A 23967-nucleotide genomic window follows, 5' to 3' on the forward strand; every position below is an offset into this window, starting at 1 on the left:
GCGTCCCCATACATACAGGTTCGGATACCGTCAGCATGAACGACAAGGTCAAAGCACTTTCGCGCAATATCGAAGCGATTTATCCGCTGGCTCCCATGCAGCAGGGACTGCTGTTCCACAGCCTGCTGCACCCGGGCAAGGGTATGTACCTGTTGCAATACCGTCATGTCATGGTCATGCCGAATCTCGATCTGGCGGCTTTCCGTCAGGCCTGGGCGCAGGTGGTGGAGCGCCATGAGCTGCTGCGCACCTCCTTTGTCTGGAAGCAGCAGAAGCGCCCGATGCAGGTCGTGCACAAACAGGTCGAACTGCCGATTACCTATGAAGACTGGTCGCATCTAGGCGAAGGCGAGCAACAGGAACGCCTGGAGGCCTTGCTCAGTGAAGAACGGGCCCAGGGACTGGATTTCACCAAGGCGCCCCTGATGCGGGTCAGACTGTACAAGCTGGCGCCCGACACCTACCAGTTCGTGCGCAGCTATCACCACATCCTGATGGACGCCTGGTGCTTCTCGATCATCATGATGGACTTCCTCAACGGCTACCGGGCCGCCCAGGAAGGTCGTCGCCTGAACCTGCCGGCGCCGCGCCCGTACCGCGATTTCATTCGCTGGCTGGAAACCCAGAAGCCGGAGGACCACCAGGCGTTCTGGCAACAGCGCCTGGCGGGGTTCGACACCCCCAACGAGTTTGGCTTCGGTCATGTCGGCCGGATCCAGGGGGCTGCGGAGCCCGTTGAAGACTGCGTCGAACATCTGGAGCTTGAGCAGACCCGGGCACTGCAAAACGCGGCAGCCCAACACGGCATCACCTTGAACACCCTGGTGCAGGGGGCCTGGGCCTTGCTGCTGGCGCGTTACAGCGGCGATCGCGACCTGGTGTTCGGTATTACGGTGGCCGGTCGGCCGGTTCACCTGCAAGGCATGGAAAGCATCGTCGGTCTGTTCATCAACAGCCTGCCGCTGCGCTGGACCTGGCGCCCGGATGATGCGCTGGCCCCATGGCTGAAGGCCTTGCAGACCGAGAACCTGAGCCTGCGCGAACACGAAAGTGTGTCCCTGGCCGACATCCAGCGCTGGAGCGAAGTGCAACGCCAGGACCTGTTCCAGAGTTTGTTCGTGTTCGAGAACGCGCCCATTGCCGCCGACTTGCGTCAAGGGCAGCTGGACTACCTGATCAGCGACATGGCCAACCGCACCCACACCAACTATCCCATCACGGTGGTGATCGTTCCGGGTGAGCGTCTGCATTTGCAATTGACCTACCAGACCGACTGGTTCCTGCGCGAAGAAATCGAGCAGATGTTGCGCCACTTCCGCACGTTGCTGCTGAACATCGGCGCCGCCCTGCACAGCAATCCAGGGACACCGTTGCACCACTTGGCGATGCTCGACGAGCGTGAAATTGTGCACCAGCATCAGGTCTGGGCCGGTGGCGGCCTGGCAGCCGACGAACAGCTGCTGCAACCCTTGTACATCGAGCGATTGCAGCAACAGGTTCGCCAGACGCCCGAGCGCATCGCCATGGTGCACGGCGAGAACAGCCTGACCTTCGATCAGTTGAACCGCGCCGCCAACCGTCTGGCCCGGCATCTGCGCGCGCAAGGTGTCAACGCCGACGACTTGATCGCAGTGTTCGACGAGCGTGGCCTGGACCTGGTCGTGATGATCGTCGCCACCCTCAAGGCCGGTGCCGGTTGGCTACCCCTGGACCCGCGCAACCCGCCTCAGCGGCTGGCCCAGGTCCTGCGCCAGAGCCGGACGCCGTTGCTGGTGCACAGTGCGGGGCAGGGTGAGCTGGCGATGGAGGCGGTGGACCTGCTCGAACAGCGTCCCAAGTCCGTACGCTATGATCCTGCGCTATTGAGCCGTTACAGCGATGAGGACCTGAACCTCCCGGTTCACGACCGTTCGTTGGCTTATTGCATCTTCACCTCCGGTTCCACCGGCACCCCCAAGGGGGCGATGGTGGCGCACGCCGGCATGCTCAACAACATCCTCGGCAAACTGCCGGGGCTGGGGCTCGATGCGAGCGATGTCATTGCCCAGACCGCGCCGCAATGCTTCGATATTTCCGTCTGGCAGACCCTTGCCGGTCTGGTGCTGGGGGCACGCACCGTGATTCTCGGCGATTGCATCGTGCAGGACCCCGATGCGCTGGCGTCGGCCATTGAACGGCACGGCATCAGTATCCTCGAAGCCGTGCCATCGTTGATGCAAAGCCTGCTCGACGCAGGGCTCGAGCGTTCGCGCCTGCGCTGGGTGCTGGCCACCGGCGAGGCGCTGCCACCGGCCTTGGCGCGTCGCTGGTTCGACCGTTATCCCGCCATCCCGTTGATGAACGCCTACGGGCCAGCCGAGTGTTCCGATGATGTCGCCTTCCATCCGTTGCTCGAACGTCTGCCGGAACAGCGCATCAACGTGCCCATCGGTCGCGCTACGCTGAACAATCGCTTGTACCTGCTCAATGCCGACCTGCAACCCATACCGGCCGGCGCAGTGGGGGAGATTTTCGTTGCCGGTGTCGGCGTCGGCCGCGGCTACATGGCAGACCCGGCGCGCACGGCGGCGGTGTTCCTGCCGGACCCGATCGCCAACGATGGTTCCCGGCTCTATCGCACCGGTGACCTGGCGCGCTTCCTGCCCAATGGCGACCTTGAATACGTGGGCCGAACCGACCATCAGGTCAAGATCCGTGGACACCGCATCGAACTGGACGAAATCGAAGCCTGCCTGAGCCGTTACCCCGGCGTCCGGGAAGCGGTGGTCGTCGCCCGTGATGATCAGCAACGTTCCAAGGTGCTGGTGGCCTATGTGGTGGGGGAGGCACAAGCGAGCATCGAGGCCTTGCGCGAGCATGTCCTGGGCAACCTTCCGCCCTACATGACGCCAGGCGCATTTGTGTTCCTGGAGCGCTTCCCCCTCAATGGCAACGGCAAGATCGATCGCAAATCCTTGCCCGCCCCGGATTTCGCTGCCCAGAGCCAGGCCCGCTACGTTGCGCCAAGCAGCGAGTTGCAAGGCCAGATGGTCGAGGCGTGGCAAAGCGTGCTGGGGCTCGGCCAGGTCGGGGTCGAGGACAACTTTTTCGAGCTGGGCGGTCACTCGCTGCTGGCCACGCAACTGATTGGCCTGATCGGCAAACTCACGGGCAAGGATGTGCCGCTGCGTGTGGTGTTCGAGCGCCCGACCATCGCCGCCATGGCCGATTGGCTGGAAAACCAGGCCGGCACCGTGAAGGCAGCGCCCACGTTGTTGCCGCGTCCTGAGACGCTGCCGCTGTCGTTTGCCCAGCAACGGCTTTGGTTCCTGCAACAACTGGATCCCCACAGCCCTGCCTATAACCTGGCGGGCGCCGTTCGCTTGACCGGCCAGTTGCACATCGCCGATCTGCAGGCTGCGTTGCAGGCTGTGGTCGATCAGCATGAAGTGTTGCGCACCGGTTTCATCAACGAAGCCCAAGGGCCGAGCCAGGTGATCCTGGCCCGCACCGAGCTCGATTTGCCGTTGATCGACGTGCCGAGCGAAGAGGCGCTGCACGATTTGCTGCGTCAGGATGCGATGACACCGTTCGTGCTGGAAACGGCTCCGTTGCTGCGCGCCAGACTCTATCGCCTGGCACCGGATGCTTTTGTCCTGTCGTTGAACTGCCATCACATCGTGGCCGATGGCTGGTCGTTGCAGCTGATCATCGATGCGGTGTGCAAGCAGTACCGCGACCTGCGGCAAGGGCTGTCGACCGCGCTGCCGGCCCTGTCGATGCAGTACGCCGACTACGCGCTCTGGCAACACCAATGGATGAACAGCAAGGCGTGCGAGCAGGAACTGGCCTTCTGGCGCGAGCAGTTGGCTGGCGATTTGCCGGTGCTGGAGCTGGCGGCCGATTTTCCTCGTCCTGCCCAGGCGAGCCAGGCCGGTGGGCGTGTTGAACGGCGCCTGCCCGACGCCCTGGCGGCACGCTTGCGCGCCTTCAGCGCCCGCCATGGCTGGAGCAACTTCATCCCGATGCTGGCCGCGTTCCAGCTGCTGTTGCGCAGTCGTGGCGGCGCAGACGACATTCTGGTCGGCGTTCCCGTGGCCAACCGGCACCATGGGGTGCTGCAACCCCTGGTCGGTTGCTTCGTCAACACGCTGGTGTATCGCAAGAAACTGTCGGGTGAACGCAGCCTGCTGCAACTGATGAGCGAACTGCAAGCGTTGTCCGTGTCGGTTCAATCCCATCAGGATTTGCCGTTCGACTACTTGATCGAGCAGCTCGGCGTGGTTCGGCAGGTGAGCTACAACCCGCTGTTCCAGGCCATGTTCAACTACTTCCCGGGCAATGCCCTGGAGCGTTTCGAACTGACCGATGTGATCGCCGAGCCGTTGGACAACCGTCCGGACAGCGCCTTGTGTGACCTGCATCTGGACGTGCGTGACAGCGAACACGGCATCAGCCTGAGCCTTCAATACAGCAGCGACCTGTTCCGCGAACAGACCGCCCAAGCGATGGCCGAGCAGTACCTGGCCTTGCTCGATGCGCTGCTGGAGCAGCCGGGGCGAGCCTTGGGCGAGCTGGCGTGGCAATCGAGCGAAACCTCCCCGGCCCGCATCGAGGGCCCTGGCGTCACGGGCCATCAGGATATTCTCCAGGCCTTTGCGCTTCAGGTAGCCCGTCAACCCGAAGCGCTGGCCGTGCTGGCTGGTGATGAGCGCCTGAGCTACGCCCAGCTGGACCGGGCTGCCGAGCAACTGGCGGCAACCTTGCAGGCCCATGGCGTTGGCATCGAGGATCGAGTGGCCCTCAGTCTGCCCCGTGACGTCCGCTTGCCCATGGCGATGCTGGCGATTCTCAAGGCCGGTGCCGCCTACGTGCCATTGGCCGAAGACACGCCGCCGGAACGTGGCCGTTACATCCTTGAAGCGGCGCGACCCAAGCTGTGCCTGGGAACTGCCGCGAGCCTGGCGGTGTTGGCGCAATGGAGCAGCGGCGTGGCGTTGCTGGACATCGATGCCGCGAGCGCGACCGATCGCTACAAGGCGCCGGTATCGACGGCGGAGCAGCTCGCTTACGTGTTGTATACCTCCGGTTCCACCGGGCGGCCCAAGGGTGTGGCGATCAGCCGTGGCAACCTGATGAACCTGATGCTCGCGGTGGAGCAGGCCCTGCCAATGACGGCCCGGGACCGGGTCCTGGCCTTGACCACCGCGACCTTCGATATTGCCATTGTCGAATTGCTGCTGCCGTTGGCACAGGGCGCCAGCATCCTGATGGCCGATCGCGAGCAGGCGCGTGATCCGCAAGCGATCGATCAACTGCTGATGGCCGGGCAGCCAACGATCATGCAGGCCACGCCAGCGACCTGGCGGATGCTGGTGGCGCATACCTCGCGCAGTTGGCAAGGCGTGCGGGCCGTTTCCGGCGGAGAGGCCTTGCCGTGCGCACTGGCCGAAGCCATGGAGGGCCGGGGCGCCAGGGTCATCAACGGTTACGGGCCGACAGAAGCGACGGTCTACAGCACCTTTGAACTGCGCAGTGGCGATGAGGGAGGCGTGGAGGTGCCGATCGGGCGTCCGGTGGCCAATACCGCCGCCTATGTCCTCGATGCCGATTTGCAGCCGGTGGCCGCTGGGGTGCCCGGTGAACTGTACCTGGCCGGGGCCAACCTCGGTCGGGGTTACTTCGCCGCGCCACGCCTGACCGCGGCGGCTTTCCTGCCGGATCCGTTCGTGCCCGGTGCGCGCATGTACCGCACCGGCGACCGGGTCCGCCGCAACAGCCAAGGCAGTCTGGACTACCTGGGACGTCTGGACTTCCAGGTCAAGCTGCGCGGTTTCCGGATCGAACTGGGTGAAATCGAAGCGCTGCTGGCCCGTATTCCCGGGGTCCGCGAAGCGGCTGTCGTGCTGCTGGGCAGCGGTGAAACAGCGAGCCTGGTGGGTTACTACGCCGGCGATGCGCTGGATGAAACAGTGCTGCGCAAGGCACTCGGTGCGCAATTGCCGGACTACATGTTGCCGAGCCAGTTCGTTCGCCTGGACACCCTGCCGCTAAGCCCGAGCGGCAAGGTAGACCGCAAGGCATTGCCGGCGCCGCAACAACGCGACGGCCAGCGCGGCACGTTGTCGAGCGAATGGGAGCAGGAGGTAGCCAGACTCTGGGAGGAACTGCTGGGATGCACCGACATCGGTGCGCACGACAACTTCTTCGCCCTGGGCGGTCATTCGTTGCTGGCGGCGCGTCTGGTGGCACGCATTGCCGAGCAGCATGGCCGGCGCCTGCCCTTGCGCACGCTGTTCGAGCAGCCCGTGCTGCGCGATTTTGCGGCGCAGGTGGCGGCCAAGGACGTTGAAGCCGAGGGCATCCTGCGTCCTTTCCAGGAATCCCTGGCACCGCTGCATTTCACCCAGCAGCGCTTGTGGTTCCTCGATCGCCTGCAGGGGGATACCCAGGCTTATCACTTGTCTCTCGCCTTGCGTCTGGAAGGTCACCTGCAACCGGCGTTGCTGGAGCAGGCGCTGACCCAACTGAGCAGCCGCCAGCACAGTCTGCGGACGGTGTTCAGCGACACGGCCGATGGGGCGCGGCAGTCTGTCGAAGCACACTCGACCGTGCCGTTGAGCTTCGAGGCGCTGGAAACAGACGAACATTCGCCCGTCTTCGCGTTGAAACTGAGTCAGGAAGCACAACGTCCCTTTGACCTGACGGCGCCACCGCTGTGGCGGGTTCGTGTGTATCAGGGCCAGAACCTGAGCGTGCTGCAGGTCACCTTGCACCACATCATTGCCGATGCCCGTTCGCTGGAAGTTTTCTTCGACGAGCTGCAGCTGATTTACCAGGCCCTGCTGGAAGAGCGCAGTCCTTGCCTGCCGTCGCTGCCGCTGCAGTTCCCGGACATCGCAGCCAGTTGGCAAAGCCCGGCCGGGCAGGCGCGTATCGAAGCGCAGCTTGAATACTGGCGGCAGACCCTGGAAGGGGAGCCGCCGGTGCTGAACCTGCCGACCGACAAGCCACGGCCCGCCGAGCAAGGTTACAACGGCCAGCGCCTGCGCTTCAGCCTGCCGGCACCGTTGGTCAGGCGTCTGCGCGAGACTGCGCAACACCATGGGCTGACCGCCTTCGCGCCGTTGCTGGCCGCTTGGAAAATCCTCCTGGCCAGGCACTCGGGCCAACGTGAAATCTGGGTCGGCCTGCCAGTCGCCCATCGCCACCAGGCCCACACCGATCACCTGATCGGCTACTTCGCGACCACCCAAGTGTTGCGCAGCCACATCGATGCCCGGCAGCCGGTCGAACAGTTCTGGCAGCAGCTGCAAGCCACTCACCTGGCTGCCCAGCAGCATGCGGACGTGCCGTTCGAACGCTTGGTGGAAGCGTTGAACGTGCGCCGCGACCTCAGCCACACCCCGCTGTTCCAGGCGTTGTTCAACCTGATCCAGCGCGATACCGCGAAGGGCGAGGAGCGTTTCGCCGGCTTGTCTGCGCAGCGGCTGGCTGTGGAAAGCGACAGCGCCCTGGTGGATATCGGCCTGCACATCGAGCAATACGGTGATGACTGGCAATGCGTGCTGGAATACAACACAGACCTGTTCCTGGCCCGGACGGCCCAACGCTATGCAGACGAATACCTGCACCTGCTCGAAGGCATGCTGGAAAATGCCCAGGCGCGCCTCTGGGACATCGACCTGGCCAATACCGATCATGCCCTGTCCCTGCGCCCATGGAACCAGACGGCCGAGGCCTTGCCCCGCGAAGCGGACCTGATTGCCCGTTTCGAACGTCAAGTGGCGCTGACGCCCCAGGCGTTGGCGGTCGATTGTCAGGATCAGCAATTGAGCTATGCCCAGCTCAACGCCCTTACTAATCGCCTGGCCCATTGGTTGCGTACACGCGGCGTCGGCACGGATGACCTGGTTGCGGTGTGCCTGACGCGAGGCCCATGGTTGCTGCCAACCCTGCTGGCCATTCACAAAGCCGGTGCGGCGTACCTGCCGCTGGACCCACAGCACCCGGCGGATCGCCTGCGCTTCATCATCGAGCATGCACGTCCGGCCCTGGTGCTCAGCGAAAGCCTGTGTGGCGATGTGTTGGGCAGCGTCGACAATATCTGGCTCGATCAGTTGTCGCTGGAGGCGTGCAGTCCCGACAACCCGCTGCAGGCGATCCATCCCGCGCAGCGCGCCTATGTGATCTACACCTCGGGCTCGACCGGCACCCCGAAAGGCGTGCAGGTCACACGGGAGAACCTGAGCAACCTGTTGGCCGGCCTCGATCGGCAATTACCCCTTGGCACCGCGGATGTCTGGCTGGCCAGCACGACTTACGCGTTCGATATGTGCAAGCCGGAGCTGTTCCTGCCGCTGGTCAATGGCGCGGCCATACTGTTGGCTCGTCGCGAGCAGGTCGTCGATGGTTACCAACTGTTTGCCTTGCTGCGCCGCGCGACCGTGTTCCAGGCGACTCCCGCCGGCTGGCAGATCCTGTTGGAAACCGCCCAGGCCGACTGGCCGCCGGTGCGCGGGCTGATCGGTGGTGAGGCGGTTCCCGCTGAGCTGGTGACCGAGCTGCGCAGTCGGGGCGTGGTGTTGATCAACGCCTACGGCCCGACCGAAACCACCGTCTGGTCGACCACCCAGGCGCTGCAAGAGGTGCCGTCCGGTGTGGCCGACATTGGCTCGCCACTGCTCAATACCCGCTGCTATGTGCTCGATGAAAGGCTGCGTCCGGTTCCGCTGGGCACCACCGGCGAACTGTATATCGCCGGCGCGGGGGTGACCCGTGGTTATCAGCATGCCGCCGCGACCACGGCAGCGGTCTACCTGCCCGACCCCTATGCCAGCGAGCCTGGCAGCCGCATGTATCGCACTGGCGACCTGGTACGCCGGCGCGATGACGGTCGACTGGCCTATGTCGGTCGCAGCGATTTCCAGGTCAAGGTGCGCGGGTTCCGCATCGAGCCCGGCGAGATCGAATCGCTGTTGCGTCGTTACCCGGGTGTGGAGGAGGCGGTGGTGATGATCGAGCCGCGCAGCCAAAGCCTGTTCGCCTGGCTGCAAGCACCGAGCGCCGTTGACCAGGCGGAACTGCGTCGGTACCTGGAAGGCCTGTTGCCAGGCTATATGATTCCGGCGGGTTTCATCACGCAGCAGCGCCTGGCCCTCAATGCCAACGGCAAGATCGACCGCAAGGCTTTGCCGGCGCCGCAGCCAGTCACGGTACAGGGGGTGGCGCCGCGCACCGAGCTGGAGCAGCAACTGGCCGAAATCTGGCAGGACCTGCTCGAATTGCCGCAAGTGGGGGTGTTCAACAGCTTCTTCGAACTGGGCGGGCATTCGTTGTTGGCGATGCGCTTGATGACCCAGGTCGAGAGTCGTTTCGGGATCAGGATCGAGCTGCGCAGCCTGTTCCACAACCCGACGATTGCCGGTCTCGCCGAGCAGATCGAGAAACCCCAAGGGCCCACGACCGACCAGGCCCTGGACGAAATGCAGCGCCTGTTATTAGAGATGGAAGAGTAAGGATGAGTGCGATGACGCAACAAGCTTTCCTGGAGATTGCGCAGCGGCTGGCTTCCTTGCCCGCGGACAAGAAAAAGATCTTTCGCCAGCGCCTGGCCGAGAAGGGCATCGATAGCTGGCGCCTGCCGATCGTTCCCGCCATGCTCGCCGAAGATCGGCGCTTGCCGTTGGCCCAGGCGCAGCGGCGTTTCCTGTCGGCGGAGGCCCTGAGCAGTCGTGCTCTTTACAACTTGTGCTCTGTACTGCGTTTCGACGGCCGCCTCGATGGTGAACGTTTGCAACAGGCCATGCAACAGTTGACCGACCGTCACCAGATATTGCGTACCCGTTACACGACCGACGCGCAAGGACAGTTGCAGTCTCATTGCGAGGCGCAACAAGTACCACGGCCCAGCGTCGAACCGCTGGCCCTGGCGGCTTGCGAATATGAACAGTGGTGCGCCGATGAGTACGCCCGGCAACTGGCCGAGCCTTTTGATCTCAGCCAGTCGGCGCCTTGGCGCTGGCAGGCGTTCAGCGATGCGCAGGAACAATCGACCTGGTTGTTCTTCACCATTCACCATGTGGCCTACGATGCCTGGTCAGCTCAACAACTGACCCTTGAACTGGCCGAGGCTTACCGGGCGCTGGCAGTGGATGAGCCTGCCCGGCAACCCGAACTGAGCATCCAATACGCCGACTATGCCGCTTGGGAACAGGAGTGGCTGGACAGCGAAAGCTGCCGACGGCACATCGATTTCTGGTGCGCACAGCTGGCCGATGCGCCAGCGCCGCTGGCATTGCCCCTGGACCGCCCACGTCCGGCGCCAGCTCAACGCCGCCACAGCGGCGCGGTGCTTGCCCGGACGCTGTCGCCGCAACTGGCGACAGCGGTCGAGGCGGCTATTCGTAACCATGGGGTGACGCTGTACATTTACGGTCTGACGGCTTTCAGTTGCCTGCTGTCGCGCTACAGCGGCGAGACTGACCTGTGCCTGGGCACTTCGGCCGCTCAACGCGATCGTCCAGAGCTGGTGCCGTTGATCGGCCCGCTGCTCAATACCCTGGTGATCCGTCAGCGCTTGCACGACAACCCGGACTTCGCCACCGCGCTGCTGCGCACCCGCGACACCGTCGCCGCGGCCTTCGATCATCAGTTACTGCCGTTTGAAAAGGTGCTCGAAAATATCGAGCGCCCACGTTCGAGTCCGCTGTTTCAGGTCATGTTCGTCCAGGTGGACTTGCCCGAGAGCCGCACCCTGAAATTGCCGGGTGTCGCGGTTGAAGTCCTTGATCCACCGCAGCGTCATGCACGTTTCGACCTCACGCTGCGCCTGGTGCGTAGCGCCGATTCGGGCCTGCGTTGTGAGATGGAATACAGCGATGAAGTGTTCGAGGCGGCGACGGTCGAGCAGATGCTGGACGACTTGTTGGCGATTCTCCAAGAGGCGTCAAGTCATCCCCAGTGCCGTCTGGCCGAGCTTCAGTTGGCTTCGCCGCCGAGCGAGGTGTGGGGGCCCGCGTTGGGCGCGATCCCCTTGCCATTGGACCAGCAGGTGCTTCATTGGGCCGCGCACACGCCGACCGCTGCGGCCTTGCGCAGCGTCGAGGGAAGCGTCGACTATGCCAGCCTCGGTGCCGCAAGCCGCGCCTTGGCTTCGCGATTGGCCGGCCAGGGCGTTGGGCCGGGGCAGGTGGTTGCGCTGTGCATGCCGCGTTGCGCGGAACAACTGCTGGCGACGCTGGCGTGTTGGCAGCGTGGAGCGGTCTGTCTGTTTCTCGACCCGGCACAGCCGCCACAGCGACTTGCGCAGCTCTTGCAGGACAGTGGCGCGAGCCTGTGGGTGACATTGGCCGATGCCCCTGAGACCGGCGTCCACATGGCGCGCCTGGTGCTCGGCGCCGCCGACTTGTCCGCCGTGGCCACCGAGGGGCCGGGTGAGAGCCTCAGCCAGCCACACCTGCCGGCCTACCTCGTTTATACCTCGGGTTCTACCGGCCAGCCCAAAGGCGTCCTGGTCACTCACGGCAACCTGGCGCATTACGCGAGCGCGGTGGGTCAACGCCTGCAAGCGAAGCCGGGCAGCCGCTGGGCGACGTTGGCGACCGTGGCCGCGGACCTGGGGCTGACGTGCGTGTTCGCTGCGCTGAGCGCCGGCGATCCGCTGATCCTGCCGCCTGCGTCGTTGACCTTCGATCCGCCCGGCTGGGCCGACTTTCTTGACGAGCATCCCGTGGATTGCCTGAAGATCGCGCCTTCTCACTTGCGCGGTCTGTTGGCCCTGGACGATGCCCGACGGGTCTTGCCCAGGGATCTGTTGATCCTGGGCGGTGAGGGTTTCGACCCCACCTTGTTCGCACGGGTGCGCGAATTGGCGCCGCAACTGCGCATCTTCAACCACTACGGGCCTTCGGAAACCACGGTGGGGGTGATTTGTGGCGAAATTCTCGCGCCCGACTCGCTGGACTCGGGGCTGTATCTGCCCTTGGGACAGCCGTTATCGGACTGCCAGCTGCGCATCGTCGACGGCAACGATGTCTCCGTGCCGCTGGGTGTCGCCGGTGAGTTGCTGATCGGTGGTCCTCAGGTTGCCCAGGGCTATCTCGGTCAACCGGAGCTGACCGCCCAGGTTTTCGGTTCCACACCCCAGGGGCAACGCTTTTATCGCAGCGGTGACAGGGTTCGCCTGGATCGCCACGGGCGGTTGGTGTTCCTGGGGCGTCAGGACGACCAAGTCAAGATCCGTGGTTTTCGCGTTGAGCCGGGCGAAGTCAGCGCCTGGCTCAATGCTCAGCCTCAGGTGCGCGAAGGGGTGGTACTGGCCTGTGAAGTGAAGGGGCGCACGCAACTGGTGGCGTACCTCAGTCCGTCCTTGGCAGCCGAAGTCTTGGCGAGCCTGCAAGCCGAGGCCAGGCGTCAATTGCCGGAGCACATGGTGCCCAGCCATTGGTCGGTGCTGGATGCATTGCCGCTGACGGCCAATGGCAAGCTGGATCGACGTGCATTGCCTGAACCGGCTGAGCAAGCGTCGTCCGCTGTCTCCGCTCGGCCACCCAGTGGCGCCACAGAACAGCGCCTGGCGCAGTTGTGGTGCCAGATCCTCGGCTGCACCCAGGTCGGGCGCGAAGATGATTTCTTTGCCCTAGGCGGCGATTCGATTCTGAGCCTGCAATTGATTGGCCTGGCTTCGCGCGAAGGGCTCAAGCTACAACCGCGCGATGTCCTGCAACATCCCACCCTGGCGGCCATGGCCCTGTGCATCGATGGGCGGTTGGACCCCGTGGTGCTGACCGTCCTCACGGCCTTTCGCGAACTGCTTGGGCAGCCCGGCCTGGGGCCGGACGCTGACTTCTTTGCCGAGGGCGGGGATTCGATCCTCAGCCTGCAATTGATCGCGCGCCTGCGTCAGGCCGAACTGCGCCTGATGCCCCGGCAACTGCTGGAAAACCCCACCGCCCGGCAACTGGCCGGGGTACTGACTGCCTCAGTGTCACCGGTCGTTGCACCACCGCCGGCAACCGAAGCCTTGGCGTCGCCGCGTGCACTGTCCCACGCCCAGCAACGGGTGTGGTTCATGCAACAGCTCGATCCGACTGCGACGGCCTACAACGTGACGCAATTGCTGGCCTTGCGTGGTGACGTGGATGTGCCTCGACTGCAACGCACCTGCCAGACCCTGGTCGCGCGGCATGACGCCTTGCGCTGCCGGTTCTTTGAAGCACAAGGGCAGGTCTGGCAGCGCCTGGATGAGACGGCCTGTGCGATCTTCAACGTGCATGACCTCCATGGCCTGGATGAGTCGCAACAGGTCGCGGCCATCGCCACGGCCGCCCAGCGCGTTTTCGATCTGGTCCAGGGACCGTTGCTGGCAATCGACTTGTTTTGTGTGGCGCCGGGTGACTACCGGTTGCTCTTCAATGTGCACCACATTGCCGTGGACGGCTGGTCCATGGGCTTGTTGGTTGAGGATTTTGCGCTGATCTACCAGGACCAGGACCAGGCCGCACCCGCGACCACCGGGTTGCTGCCGCTGATCGAAGCTCAGCGGCGCGACCTGGAGGGCGCACAGGGCAGCCAGTTGCTGGCGTATTGGCAACAACGCTTGCAAGGCCTGAGCAACGAGCCGCTGGAGTTGCCGGACCACTGCGCGCGTCCGGCACTGCAGGCGTACGCCGGTGCCCGTAGCGAATTTGTCTTGCCTGGCCCGTTGAGCGCAGCTATCGATGCCCGGGCCAGGGCATTGGGGGTCACGCCCTTCGTGCTGTATTTCGCCGCCTATCAACTGCTGCTCTGGCGTCATGGCGGGCGCAATGACTTCGCCATTGGCTTGCCAGTGGCAGGGCGCGAATCGGCCGAGAGCCAGGCATTGGTCGGCTTGTTCGTCAACACGTTGGCGCACCGGGTACAGATCGATGCCCGGCAAAGCCTGCAAGCCTTTATCTACGACCTGAACGGGCGATTGGCCGGTGACTTGGCCCATCAGGCGCTGCCGTTCGAGCAATTGTTGGACATGCTGGATGTCGAGCGTAGCCTGGACCGCACGCCGATATTTCAGACGATGTTCAACTATCAGGCTGACCACCGCGATGCGCGCAGCCTCAGCCTGCCCGGCATCAGCGTGGCGTCACTGGCGTTGCCGGATGGCGTGGTGAGTGCCAAGTTCGACCTGACGTTCAATGTGTTCAGCCAAGGCCGTGGGGCCGACGCCCGCACCGGTTTGATCGTCGAGTACGCCACCGCGTTGGTGCGCCCTGGCACCAGCCAACGACTGGCGGAGGATTACCAGGGATTGCTCGCCAGCCTGGCCAACGTCGATCTTCAGCAGCGCTTGCTGGAAGTGCCCCTGGGTTCAGTCGCCAGCCTGGCTACGGCGGGCACGTCCTCGCTTTTGAATGGCGAAGCGGATTTCGTCACGCGCTTCGAAGTACAGGCCGCCGTTCATCCTGATCGTATCGCGGTGTGCTGCGCCGATCGCCGCTTGAGCTACGCCGAACTGGATGCCCAAGCCAACCGCCTGGCCCACTGGTTGCTGGCGCAGGGCATCGGCCAGGAATCGACGATTGCCTTCTGCCTGCCTCGAGACGAACGGCTGCTGGTGTGCCTGTTGGGGATCCAGAAAGCCGGTGCCGGCTACCTGCCGTTCGACCCGGCTCACCCACCGGCACGCCAGGCGCAGATTCTCACCCGGGCGCGGCCGCAATTGCTGCTCTGCGATACGCTGTCCGCAGACTTGCCCGGGCACCTGCGCAGTTGCCTGTGGGCGGACCTGCCGTTGGCGCAGTGTTCCGCTCAAGCCCCGGCCTTGCCGACAACGCTTGAGCAGTTGGCTTATACGCTCTACACCTCGGGGTCGACCGGGCAGCCCAAGGGCGTGCAGATCAGTCGCGGCAGTTTCGCCAACTTCCTGCTGGCCATGGAGGAGGCGCTGCCATTGGAACACGTGCAGCGCTACCTGGCCCTGACCACCGTGACCTTCGACATTTGCGGCCTGGAGCTGTGCCTGCCGTTGGTACGCGGTGGCACGGTGGTGCTGGCCGACGATGAAGAGCGACAGGACCCGGTGTTGCTCGCGCGCCTGATCCAGCACCAGGCCGTGGATCTGATTCAGGCCACGCCGGCCACCTGGGCGATGCTGTTGCAAGGCGATCGCCGGGCACTGGCCGGGCGTGTGGCCCTGGCCGGCGGTGAGGCGCTGGCGGCGGAGATGGCAAGCGAACTCAGGCAATGCGTGGCGCACCTGGTCAATGTCTACGGCCCGACAGAAACCACGGTGTGGTCCACCCAGACGCCGATCGATGCCCTGCAATCGCCCGTCGCACCGATTGGCCGGCCGCTGCTCAACACCCGTTGCCACGTCCTTGATGAGCACCTGTGCGAAGTGCCTCCCGGCTGTGTGGGTGAGCTTTATATCGCCGGTGACGGCCTGGCCCGCGGTTATGCCGGGCAGCCGGGGTTGACCGCCGAACGCTTCATTGCCGATCCGTTCGGCCGCGAGGGCGGGCGGTTGTACCGCACGGGCGATCTGGCGCGTTGGCAGCCCGATGGGCAGCTGTATTACCTCGGTCGCACCGATGATCAGATCAAGTTGCGCGGTTATCGCATCGAACTGGGGGAGATCGAGGCCGTGCTGCTCAGTCACCCCGAGCTGCTGCAGGCGGTCGTGACCGTGCAAGGCGAGCACCTGGCCGCCTTCTGGGTCGCCAGTCCCGACAACCCGCCTGACGAAGCCACGATCCGCAACTACTTGCAGACGCGTTTGCCGGCCTACATGTTACCGACGCATTTGCAGGCACTGGAGCAGTTGCCCCTCAATACCAATGGCAAAGTGGATCGCAAACGACTGCCACAGGTGCAGTTGGACGTCGGCGGTGCAGGTGTCGTCCAGCGTGCGCTGACGGCCAGCGAGACACAGCTGGCCGAGGTCTGGGCGGCGGTGTTGAACCGACCGCAGATTCCTGCCGACGGGCATTTTTTCCAGTTGGGCGGGCATTCGCTGATGGCGGCCCAGGTGCGTGCGCGCTTGCGCGAACAGGGCCTTGAAGTGCCGTTGCGCTGGTTGTTCGAAACGCCGGTGCTGGCGGACCTGGCGCAGCGCATCGAAGGCCTTGCGCCTCACCTGGACCTGGCTTCGTTGCAGATTCCTCATGTCGACCGACAGATCGATCAACCCTTGTCCTCGGCGCAGCAGCGGGTCTGGCTGATACAACAGTTGGATCTGGCTGACAGCAGCTTCAACATGAGCAGCAACGTACGCTTGCGCGGCCAGCTGGACAGCCACGCCCTGGAGCGCTCGTTGCATCGGCTGGTGGAACGCCATGCCATCTTGCGCACCACGTATCACCAGCGCGGCGGCGAGTTGTACCAGCGGATTCACGAACACCTGTCGGTGGCGTTGCAAGTGATTGCATCGAGCGCGACGCAGTGGCCGGCCGATGCCCGCGACATTGCGCTGCGACCGTTCGACCTCGGTGGCGAGGCACCGCTGCGGGCGGTCCTGTACCGCCTCGGTGAGCAGGACCATGTGCTGCAACTGGTCATGCACCACATTGCCTCCGACGGCTGGTCCGGCGCAGTGCTGGTCGATGAGCTGATCCAAGGTTACGAGGCGTACAGCGCGGGTGTTCTGCCGCCACAAGACGAACTGGCGATCCAATACGTCGACTACGCGGTATGGCAAGGTTCTGCGGCGGTACAGCGGCGTCAGCGTGAAGGCCTGGATTTCTGGCGACAGGCCCTGGCCGGCATTCCCGCGCAAGTGCCATTGCCTTTCGATTTCCCACGTCCGGAGCGAGACAACGGCGCCGGGGCGGCCTTGGACTTTCAATTGCCGGCGGCCACGGTTGGCCGGTTGAAGGCCTTCGCGCAAGACAGCGCAACGTCGCCGTTCATGGTGCTGCTGACCTGTTATGCCGCCGTGCTGCAGCGCGAAACCCAAGGACGCGACCTGGTCATCGGTACGGATGTGGCCAACCGCGAGCATCCTGCCACGGAGTCTCTGATCGGCTTCTTTGTCAATCTGCTGGCCTTGCGTATCCGCCTGCAACCGGAGTTGAGTTTCCGTGAGCAAGCGCAGCAGGTCCGGGAGGTTTGCCTGCAAGCGTTCGCCTGGCAGGACACGCCGTTCGAACGTGTCGTCGAATGCCTGGAACTGCCACGGGTGGCGAATGTGCATCCGCTGTTGCAAACGTTGTTCGTGCTCGACAACACGCCGCGGCAACAACGCCAGCTTGGCCACTTGCAGGTCGAGCCACTGACGGGCGAGCAGCACCATTCCAAGTTCGACATGGCCCTGTTCGCCAGCGAAGACGGCGATGGGATCAGCCTGCGCTGGGTGTATCGCACCAGCCTGTTTCGCCGGGGCACGGTCGAACGCTTGCGTGATGCCTTCCAATCGCTGCTGGACCTGGCCCTCGGTGCGCCAGACAACCCAATCGATACCTTGATTCTGACTCCAGGAGGAGTTGTCACAATGTCCACGGACAATCCGTTGCAACGCAAAATGAGCAAATTGGGCAAGATGCGCCAGAGCGGGTCGCCTGTCACCCGCGAGCCCTTCGAAGCCCGACCGCTGCGCGAAGGCTCGAAGTTCCCCTTGTCGATTCGGCTGCGTGACCGTGAACTGGCGCCGGCCATCTGGGCTGAAGCCAACCGTGAAAAGGTCGAAAACTGGCTGCTCGAACACGGTGGCATTGTCTTCCGTGGCTTTGATTTGCCGACGCCGGCGGCGTTCGAAGCTTTTTGCCAGGCCTTGTGTCCTCAGTTGTATGGTCAGTACGGTGACCTGCCAAAGGAGGAGGGTGGCAAGAACATCTACAAGTCCACGCCCTATCCCAAGGACCGGATGATCCTGTTTCACAACGAGAGTGCTCATCAGCATCGCTGGCCGCGCCGGCAATGGTTCTACTGCCAGACGCCGGCCACGTCCGGCGGCGCGACCCCGATTGTCGACAGCCGTCAGGTCTACCGAGAACTGCCGGCCTGGCTGCAAGCGAACCTGCGACGCAAGCAACTGATGTACGTGCGTAATTTCAGCGCCAGCCTGGACGTCAGTTGGCAGCATTTCTTCCAGACCCAGGAGCGTGCCGACGTCGAACGGATCTGCCGTGAGAGCAATATCGAGTTCCAGTGGCGCGGCGCCAACGATCTGCACACCCGGCAGGTGTGTCCCGCGGTCATCCTGCACCCGTTGACGGGAGAGGAGAGCTTCTTCAATCAGATTCAGCTGTATCACCCGGCCTTTCTCGATGCCGATGTGCGCGAGCAGTTTCTACGCGACGGTGAAGCCTCGATGCCCAGGCAGGTGTTTTACGGTGACGGTTCCGAACTCGAGCCCGAGGCCATCGAGGCCATCAACACGGCCTATGACCGTTGTGCCGTGCGTTTCGACTGGCAACAGGGGGATGTGGTCATGCTCGATAACATGATGGCGGCACACGCCCGGGACCCGTTCGAAGGCGAGCGCAAAATCGTCGTGGCCATGGGGGAAATCTATGGCCGTGACCAAGTGATGGCTGCGCCGGCGCAGACCGAAGAGACACAGGTAGAGTGGAAACCATGATGGACCTTGGACTCACGCTTTCACCCCAGCAAAAACAACTGGCCCAGGCCAATCCGCACGCCTGGCGCTGGGTTCGCATGCAGCTGGCGGGCGTGCCCGGAGGCATCGTCGAACAGCGCCTGCGCGACGGCTTGCAGCAGCATCAGGCGTTGCGCCTGCGCTACCAGCGTCCGGTCGGCGCCACCGGCCTGCGTCAACGGGTGGTCGAGCCAGGCGACCTTCGCCTGAACTGGCGTCAGGGGCGCTCGGGTGACGGGCACGATGAGCAAACATGGCTGAGCGATGCCCAGCAACGTTGCCTGGCCGAACAACCCGATGTATTGGCCTGGTTGCTCGACGATTGGTTGCTCTTGGCGGTCCCGGTGTATTCGCTGGACCCGCGCAGCCTGATCCAGTTGCAGGAGCAGTTGCTGGGTCGCGCCGCGCCCTTGGACGCCGACCCCATGCAGTACGGTGAATACGTCGAATGGATCAATGGCCTGCAACTGGACGAAGATGCCGAGCAGGGCGCGCAGTTCTGGCGCAACCAAGCCCTGCAGGAAGTGCCGGGCATGCGCCTGATCGAACGCTATGGCATCGCCAGCGGCAGCCATGCCGTCGTCCGGCTAGCGCTTGCGCAGACACTGCCGGCGGCCTTGACGGCCCTGGCCGAGCGCGAAGGTGTGGCTGTCGAGCCACTGGTCCTGGCTGCCTGGGGGGCATTGCTGGGCAGGCTCAATGGGCAGCAGCACGGCCAGTTGGGTTTGCAGCACGATCCTCGTGATGACTACGAGGAGCTATCGGGCGCCTTCGGGCTGTTCGAGCAGACCCTGCCGATGATGGTGCAGTTGTCCGAGCACAGCACCTTGGTCAACCTGGCGCGGTCATTGGCGCGGCAACTGGAAAACGCCGTGGCCTGGCAGGAATATGTCGGCCAGGCCCAGTTGCTGCCAGAGTGGCGCGCCAGTTTCCAGACCGGGCTGCGTGTCGTGCATGCACCGTCGCTGCATGGCTTGCAGGTCCTGTCCTTCGATACACCGGTCGAGCTGCAATTGCAGCTGACGCTCGATGCCCAGGGCAGCGCAGAGCTGGCACTGGTCTACGATTGTGGCCTGTACCGTGAAGTCCAGGTGCAGATGGTGCTCAAGCGCTTCGCCCATTGGCTTGAACAATTGCTGCAGTCGCCCAACGCTCCCATCCATGGCGTCGATGCCCATTTGCCCGAGGAACTGTCGGCGTTGCCGACCCGTCCCGCCCTGGCACCGGATCTCGATATCGTCGCCACCGTGCGCGAACACGCCCGGACACAACCGGACCGGCCAGCGCTGCGCTATGGGGAGCAAATATTCTCTTACGCCGAACTCGATGCCCTGAGCGATCGGGTTGCCGGCAGCCTGCGTCAGGCCGGTGTCGGCCGTGAGCAAGTGGTCGGCCTGTACCTGCCGCGTGGGGCGCAGATGCTGATCGCGATGCTGGCCTGCTTCAAGGTCGGTGCTGCCTATCTGCCCCTGGACCCTCAACAACCCCCCCTGCGTCTGGCCGGCATCATCGATGATGCTCGACCTGCGTTGTTGCTGCACGCAGAGGGGCTAGCGCCCGATACTTCGGTGAACACGCTGTGCTGGTCGCAGGCATGCACCGGGCCGGTGTTCGATTCGCCGGTGCAGGGCACGGCGCAAGACCTGGCCTACGTGCTCTATACCTCCGGGACCAGCGGCAAGCCTAAAGGTGTGCAGATCGAACAAGGTCAATTGCGCCACTACGTCACGCAGGTGACTCGCGCGCTCCAGTTGCCCGAGGCCGGGCACTATGGCCTGGTGTCCTCGCTGCTGGCGGATCTTGGCAATACCGTACTGTTTCCTGCCTGGTTGCAGGGCGGCTGCGTGCATGTGCTGGAGCAGTCCACCGTGACGGATGCTCGTGCGTTCGCCGAAGCGCTTCAGCGCTACCCGTTGGACGTGCTCAAGATCGTCCCTTCGCACCTCGAAGCGCTGATGGGCGAACACGCGACCCAGGCAGTGCTTCCGCGCCGGGTCCTGGTGCTGGGCGGCGAGCCGATCGGTGAGCCTCTGCTGAACCGTTTGGCCCAAGCGAAACCCACCTGTCGCCTGTACAACCATTACGGTCCGACGGAGACCACCGTAGGGGTGTTGTGGCGGGCGATCGATATCGACCAGGGCGTGAGTGGCAGCGCCTTGAATCAGGTCTTGGGCGATAACCGCATCCACTTGCTCGATGACCAGCAACGACCGGTCCCGCCCGGCCAGGCCGGGGAGCTTTGCATCAGCGGCGCCAGTGTCGGGCGCGGCTATGTGGGCGGTGTCGGTGGCAGCGCCTTTGGTGTCGATCCGCTCAGCGGCAGCCGCTTGTATCGCACCGGTGATCTCGCCTTGCGCCAGGCCGATGGCGCACTGCGCATGCTTGGACGCAATGATCAGCAGGTTAAAATCCGCGGGTTTCGCCTGGAGCTGGCGGAAGTCGAGCAGGCGTTGTTGGCCCAGCCAGGCGTATTGCAGGCCGCTGTCCTGCTGGACGGCGAAGGCGATCATGCACGCTTGCTGGCTTTCGTGGTCAGGGACGAGACCGGAGGGCAGACCACCGAACAGCTGTGTGCCGCCCTGGCTCGCCAGCTGCCGGACTACATGCTGCCCAGCGCTGTCCTTGCGCTCAAGACGCTGCCACTCAACAGCAATGGCAAGCTGGATCGCAAGAACCTGCTCGAACGTGCCCGGCAACGCTTGCAGAGCACCCGCGTGGCACCTGTCGGCGAGCTGGAAACTGCCATCTTGGCCATCTGGTGCGAGGTGCTTGGCGTTGACGACCTGGGGGTGACCGACCACTTCTTCAACGTTGGCGGGCACTCGCTGGCGGCGATCAAAGTGGTCTCGCTGATTCGCGAGCGCCTGTCGCTCGAATTGCCTACCAACCTGCTGTTCGAACGGCATACCGTGCGCGAACTGGTCCACGGCCTGGGCAGCGACGACGGCGGTGGCCCCTGGAAAGTCTTGCATGACGCGGATGAGCAGTCGCCGGCCTTGCTGCTGGTACACGGCGCGCAAGGGCACCTGCAGGCGTATCAGCCGCTGGTGGACAATCTGAGGGGCAAAGCCGCTGTCTTTGGCCTGGCCGCCCTGGAAAATGGCTGGGGTGAGGGCGACATGGACGCGTTGTTGCAGCAATACGTGGCAAGCATCCCCGCGCAGTTGAAACAGCGTCCGTTGGTGCTGCTGGGCTGGAGCCTGGCGTCGCGCCTGGCGTTGGCGCTGATCCCCCATCTGCAAGCCAACGGCTTTACCGTCGAAGGGCTTGCAGTACTCGACCATGATGCGCAGCGCAGCCTGGCCGGCGAGGGCGATGAGGCGGGCCAGTTGATTGCCGATGTCGCCTTCTATTGCCGCAGCCACGCCCAGCCCATGGGCGAGTCGCTGCGCGAGCGCTTGACGGGGCTGCTGGCCGGCCTTGACTACGCCGAGGGCGTTGCCCGGTTGCTCGACGATGCCCAGGTGCGTGCGCATCTGCGATGGGAAGCCGCCGATGCTGATTTGCTCGCACTATTGGCGCAGTATCGGGCAATCAAGCTGCGTTTGTACGAATATGCCTTGCCCACCGTCGATGTACCGCTGTGGCTCTGGCGCGGCAATGCCCATGCCGACTTGCGCGCCCAGTGGCAAGCGCATACCCGCCAGGCTGTCCACCAGTGGACGCTGGACGTGGGCCATCACGAGATACTGGGGGAGCCGCGCTTGGTCGAAAACCTGTTGCCTTTACTGTTGGAAACCTCTGCCAAGGTGGTGTCGGCCTCATGATCCTATTGAAAGAACTGCTGCATGACGCTCGATGGCGCATTCTGCTGGCGATCCTGAGCAGCGCCTTGAGTGCAGCCACCAGCATCGGCCTGATCGGCTACATCAACCGCAGCCTGGATCATGGTCTCGATGATATGGGCCGGGGCTTGTTGCTGTTCGGCGGTTTGCTGATCCTGTTGTTCATCAGCGGTGTCATCTCGCAATGGTTGCTGGTGCAGATCGGCCATCGCCTGGTCTACCAACTGCGCCTGCGGCTGGTGGGCAAGGTATTGGGCACTGCACTCGAACGCATCGAGCGGTTGGGCAGCCCGCGTATCTACAACGCGCTGACCAAGGACGTGACCACCGTCGCCACGGCGTTCAAGCAGCTGCCGATCTCCTTGTACAACGGCCTGCTGTTGTTGGCAGGGTTGGCCTATATGGCCTGGCTGAGCCTGCCGTTCTTCTTTCTGACCCTCGGGGTGATCGCGTTCGGAGTAGGGCTTGATGTATTGCTCGGGCGCAAGGTCAAGACCCTGATGCAGGCCGTACGACGGCAGGATGATCAACTGACCGAACAATTCGAGGCCGCCATCCAGGGTCGTTGCGAGTTGGGCCTGAGCCGGGAACGCCGCCACTTGCTCTATGAACACAGGCTCGAACCCATCGCGCGGGCCTCGTTGGACGCGTCGGTACGGGCTGACACTTTGTGGGCGGTGAACCTGAACTGGACGACACTGCTGGTGTTCGTACTCATTGGCACGCTGTTCTTTCTCGGCCAGGGGCTAGGGTTGCTCAGCCAGCAGGTGGTGGTGGGCTACGTGCTGGCGATCATGTTTCTGCGCACGCCGATATCGATGATCCTCGACGCCATTCCCGCGGTCATTCGCGGCCATGTCGCCTTGCAAGCCATCGATGCCCTGGCGCTGGGTGAGACGGTGCAGTTCACGACGCCTGCGCAAGCGGCACAACCTTTCGGCGAGTTGCGCCTGTCAAACGTGCGCTATCGCTATCCGGGGCAGCGTGACGAGTTCGCGTTCGAACTGGGGCCGATCGATCTGTCGATTCGTCGCGGTGAGTTGATTTTCATTGTCGGTGGCAATGGCAGCGGTAAATCGACCCTGGCCAAGCTGCTGACAGGGCTCTACGTGCCCACTTCGGGGCAGGTTTCGCTCAATGGCGTGGAACTCGATGCCAGCACCAGTGAGTGGCATCGCGAGCATTTCGCCGCCATTTTTGCCGACTTCTACCTGTTCGCCGATGTGCTGGGCGAGGCTGGCAACCATGAAGGGCTCGAGGCGCGGGTGGATCACTATCTCGACCGCCTGGGTCTGGCTCATAAGGTTGAGTTCGCGGCCGGGCGCCTGTCGACCACGGCGCTGTCCCAGGGCCAGCGCAAGCGCCTGGCGCTGTTGCTGCTCATGATGGAAGGCCGGGAAGTGTTCCTGCTGGACGAATGGGCGGCCGATCAGGATCCGGTGTTCCGTCATGTGTTCTACAACGAACTGCTACCCGAGCTGAAGGCGGCCGGCAAGACCGTGATTGCAATCACCCATGACGACCGTTATTTCGATGTCGCCGACCGGGTCTATCGTCTCGACTACGGCCATCTCGTGGACTATGACCGAACGGCGGAAAACCCGTTTCAACTGGCGAAATAGCGTTGCC

The 23967-nt window shown here is 63.8% G+C and carries 4 protein-coding genes; all 4 read left to right on the forward strand.

Annotation, left to right across the window (positions count from 1 at the left end; all coding sequences use genetic code 11):
- The first annotated feature begins 35 nt into the window (after positions 1-35).
- The 4 genes from BLQ55_RS14865 to BLQ55_RS14880 are packed head-to-tail and all read left to right on the forward strand — an operon-like array spanning position 36 to position 23960.
- Positions 36-9497 (forward strand): non-ribosomal peptide synthetase, encoded by a 9462-nt coding sequence (locus tag BLQ55_RS14865; RefSeq protein ID WP_092254742.1) that lies wholly within the window; start codon positions 36-38, stop codon positions 9495-9497.
- 11 nt (positions 9498-9508) lie between these two features.
- On the forward strand, positions 9509-18535 hold the full coding sequence (locus BLQ55_RS14870; protein ID WP_176814218.1) for a non-ribosomal peptide synthetase: 9027 nt from the start codon (positions 9509-9511) through the stop codon (positions 18533-18535).
- Positions 18535-22320 (forward strand): non-ribosomal peptide synthetase, encoded by a 3786-nt coding sequence (locus BLQ55_RS14875; protein WP_256326582.1) that lies wholly within the window; start codon positions 18535-18537, stop codon positions 22318-22320. The genes BLQ55_RS14870 and BLQ55_RS14875 overlap by 1 nt, the downstream gene beginning before the upstream one ends.
- A complete protein-coding gene (locus BLQ55_RS14880) occupies positions 22317-23960 on the forward strand; it encodes a cyclic peptide export ABC transporter (RefSeq protein ID WP_092202990.1) in 1644 nt (547 codons plus the stop codon). The genes BLQ55_RS14875 and BLQ55_RS14880 overlap by 4 nt, the downstream gene beginning before the upstream one ends.
- Positions 23961-23967 lie beyond the last annotated feature (7 nt).

Source organism: Pseudomonas sp. NFACC13-1 (assembly GCF_900104425.1).
Lineage (GTDB): Bacteria > Pseudomonadota > Gammaproteobacteria > Pseudomonadales > Pseudomonadaceae > Aquipseudomonas > Aquipseudomonas fluorescens_AA.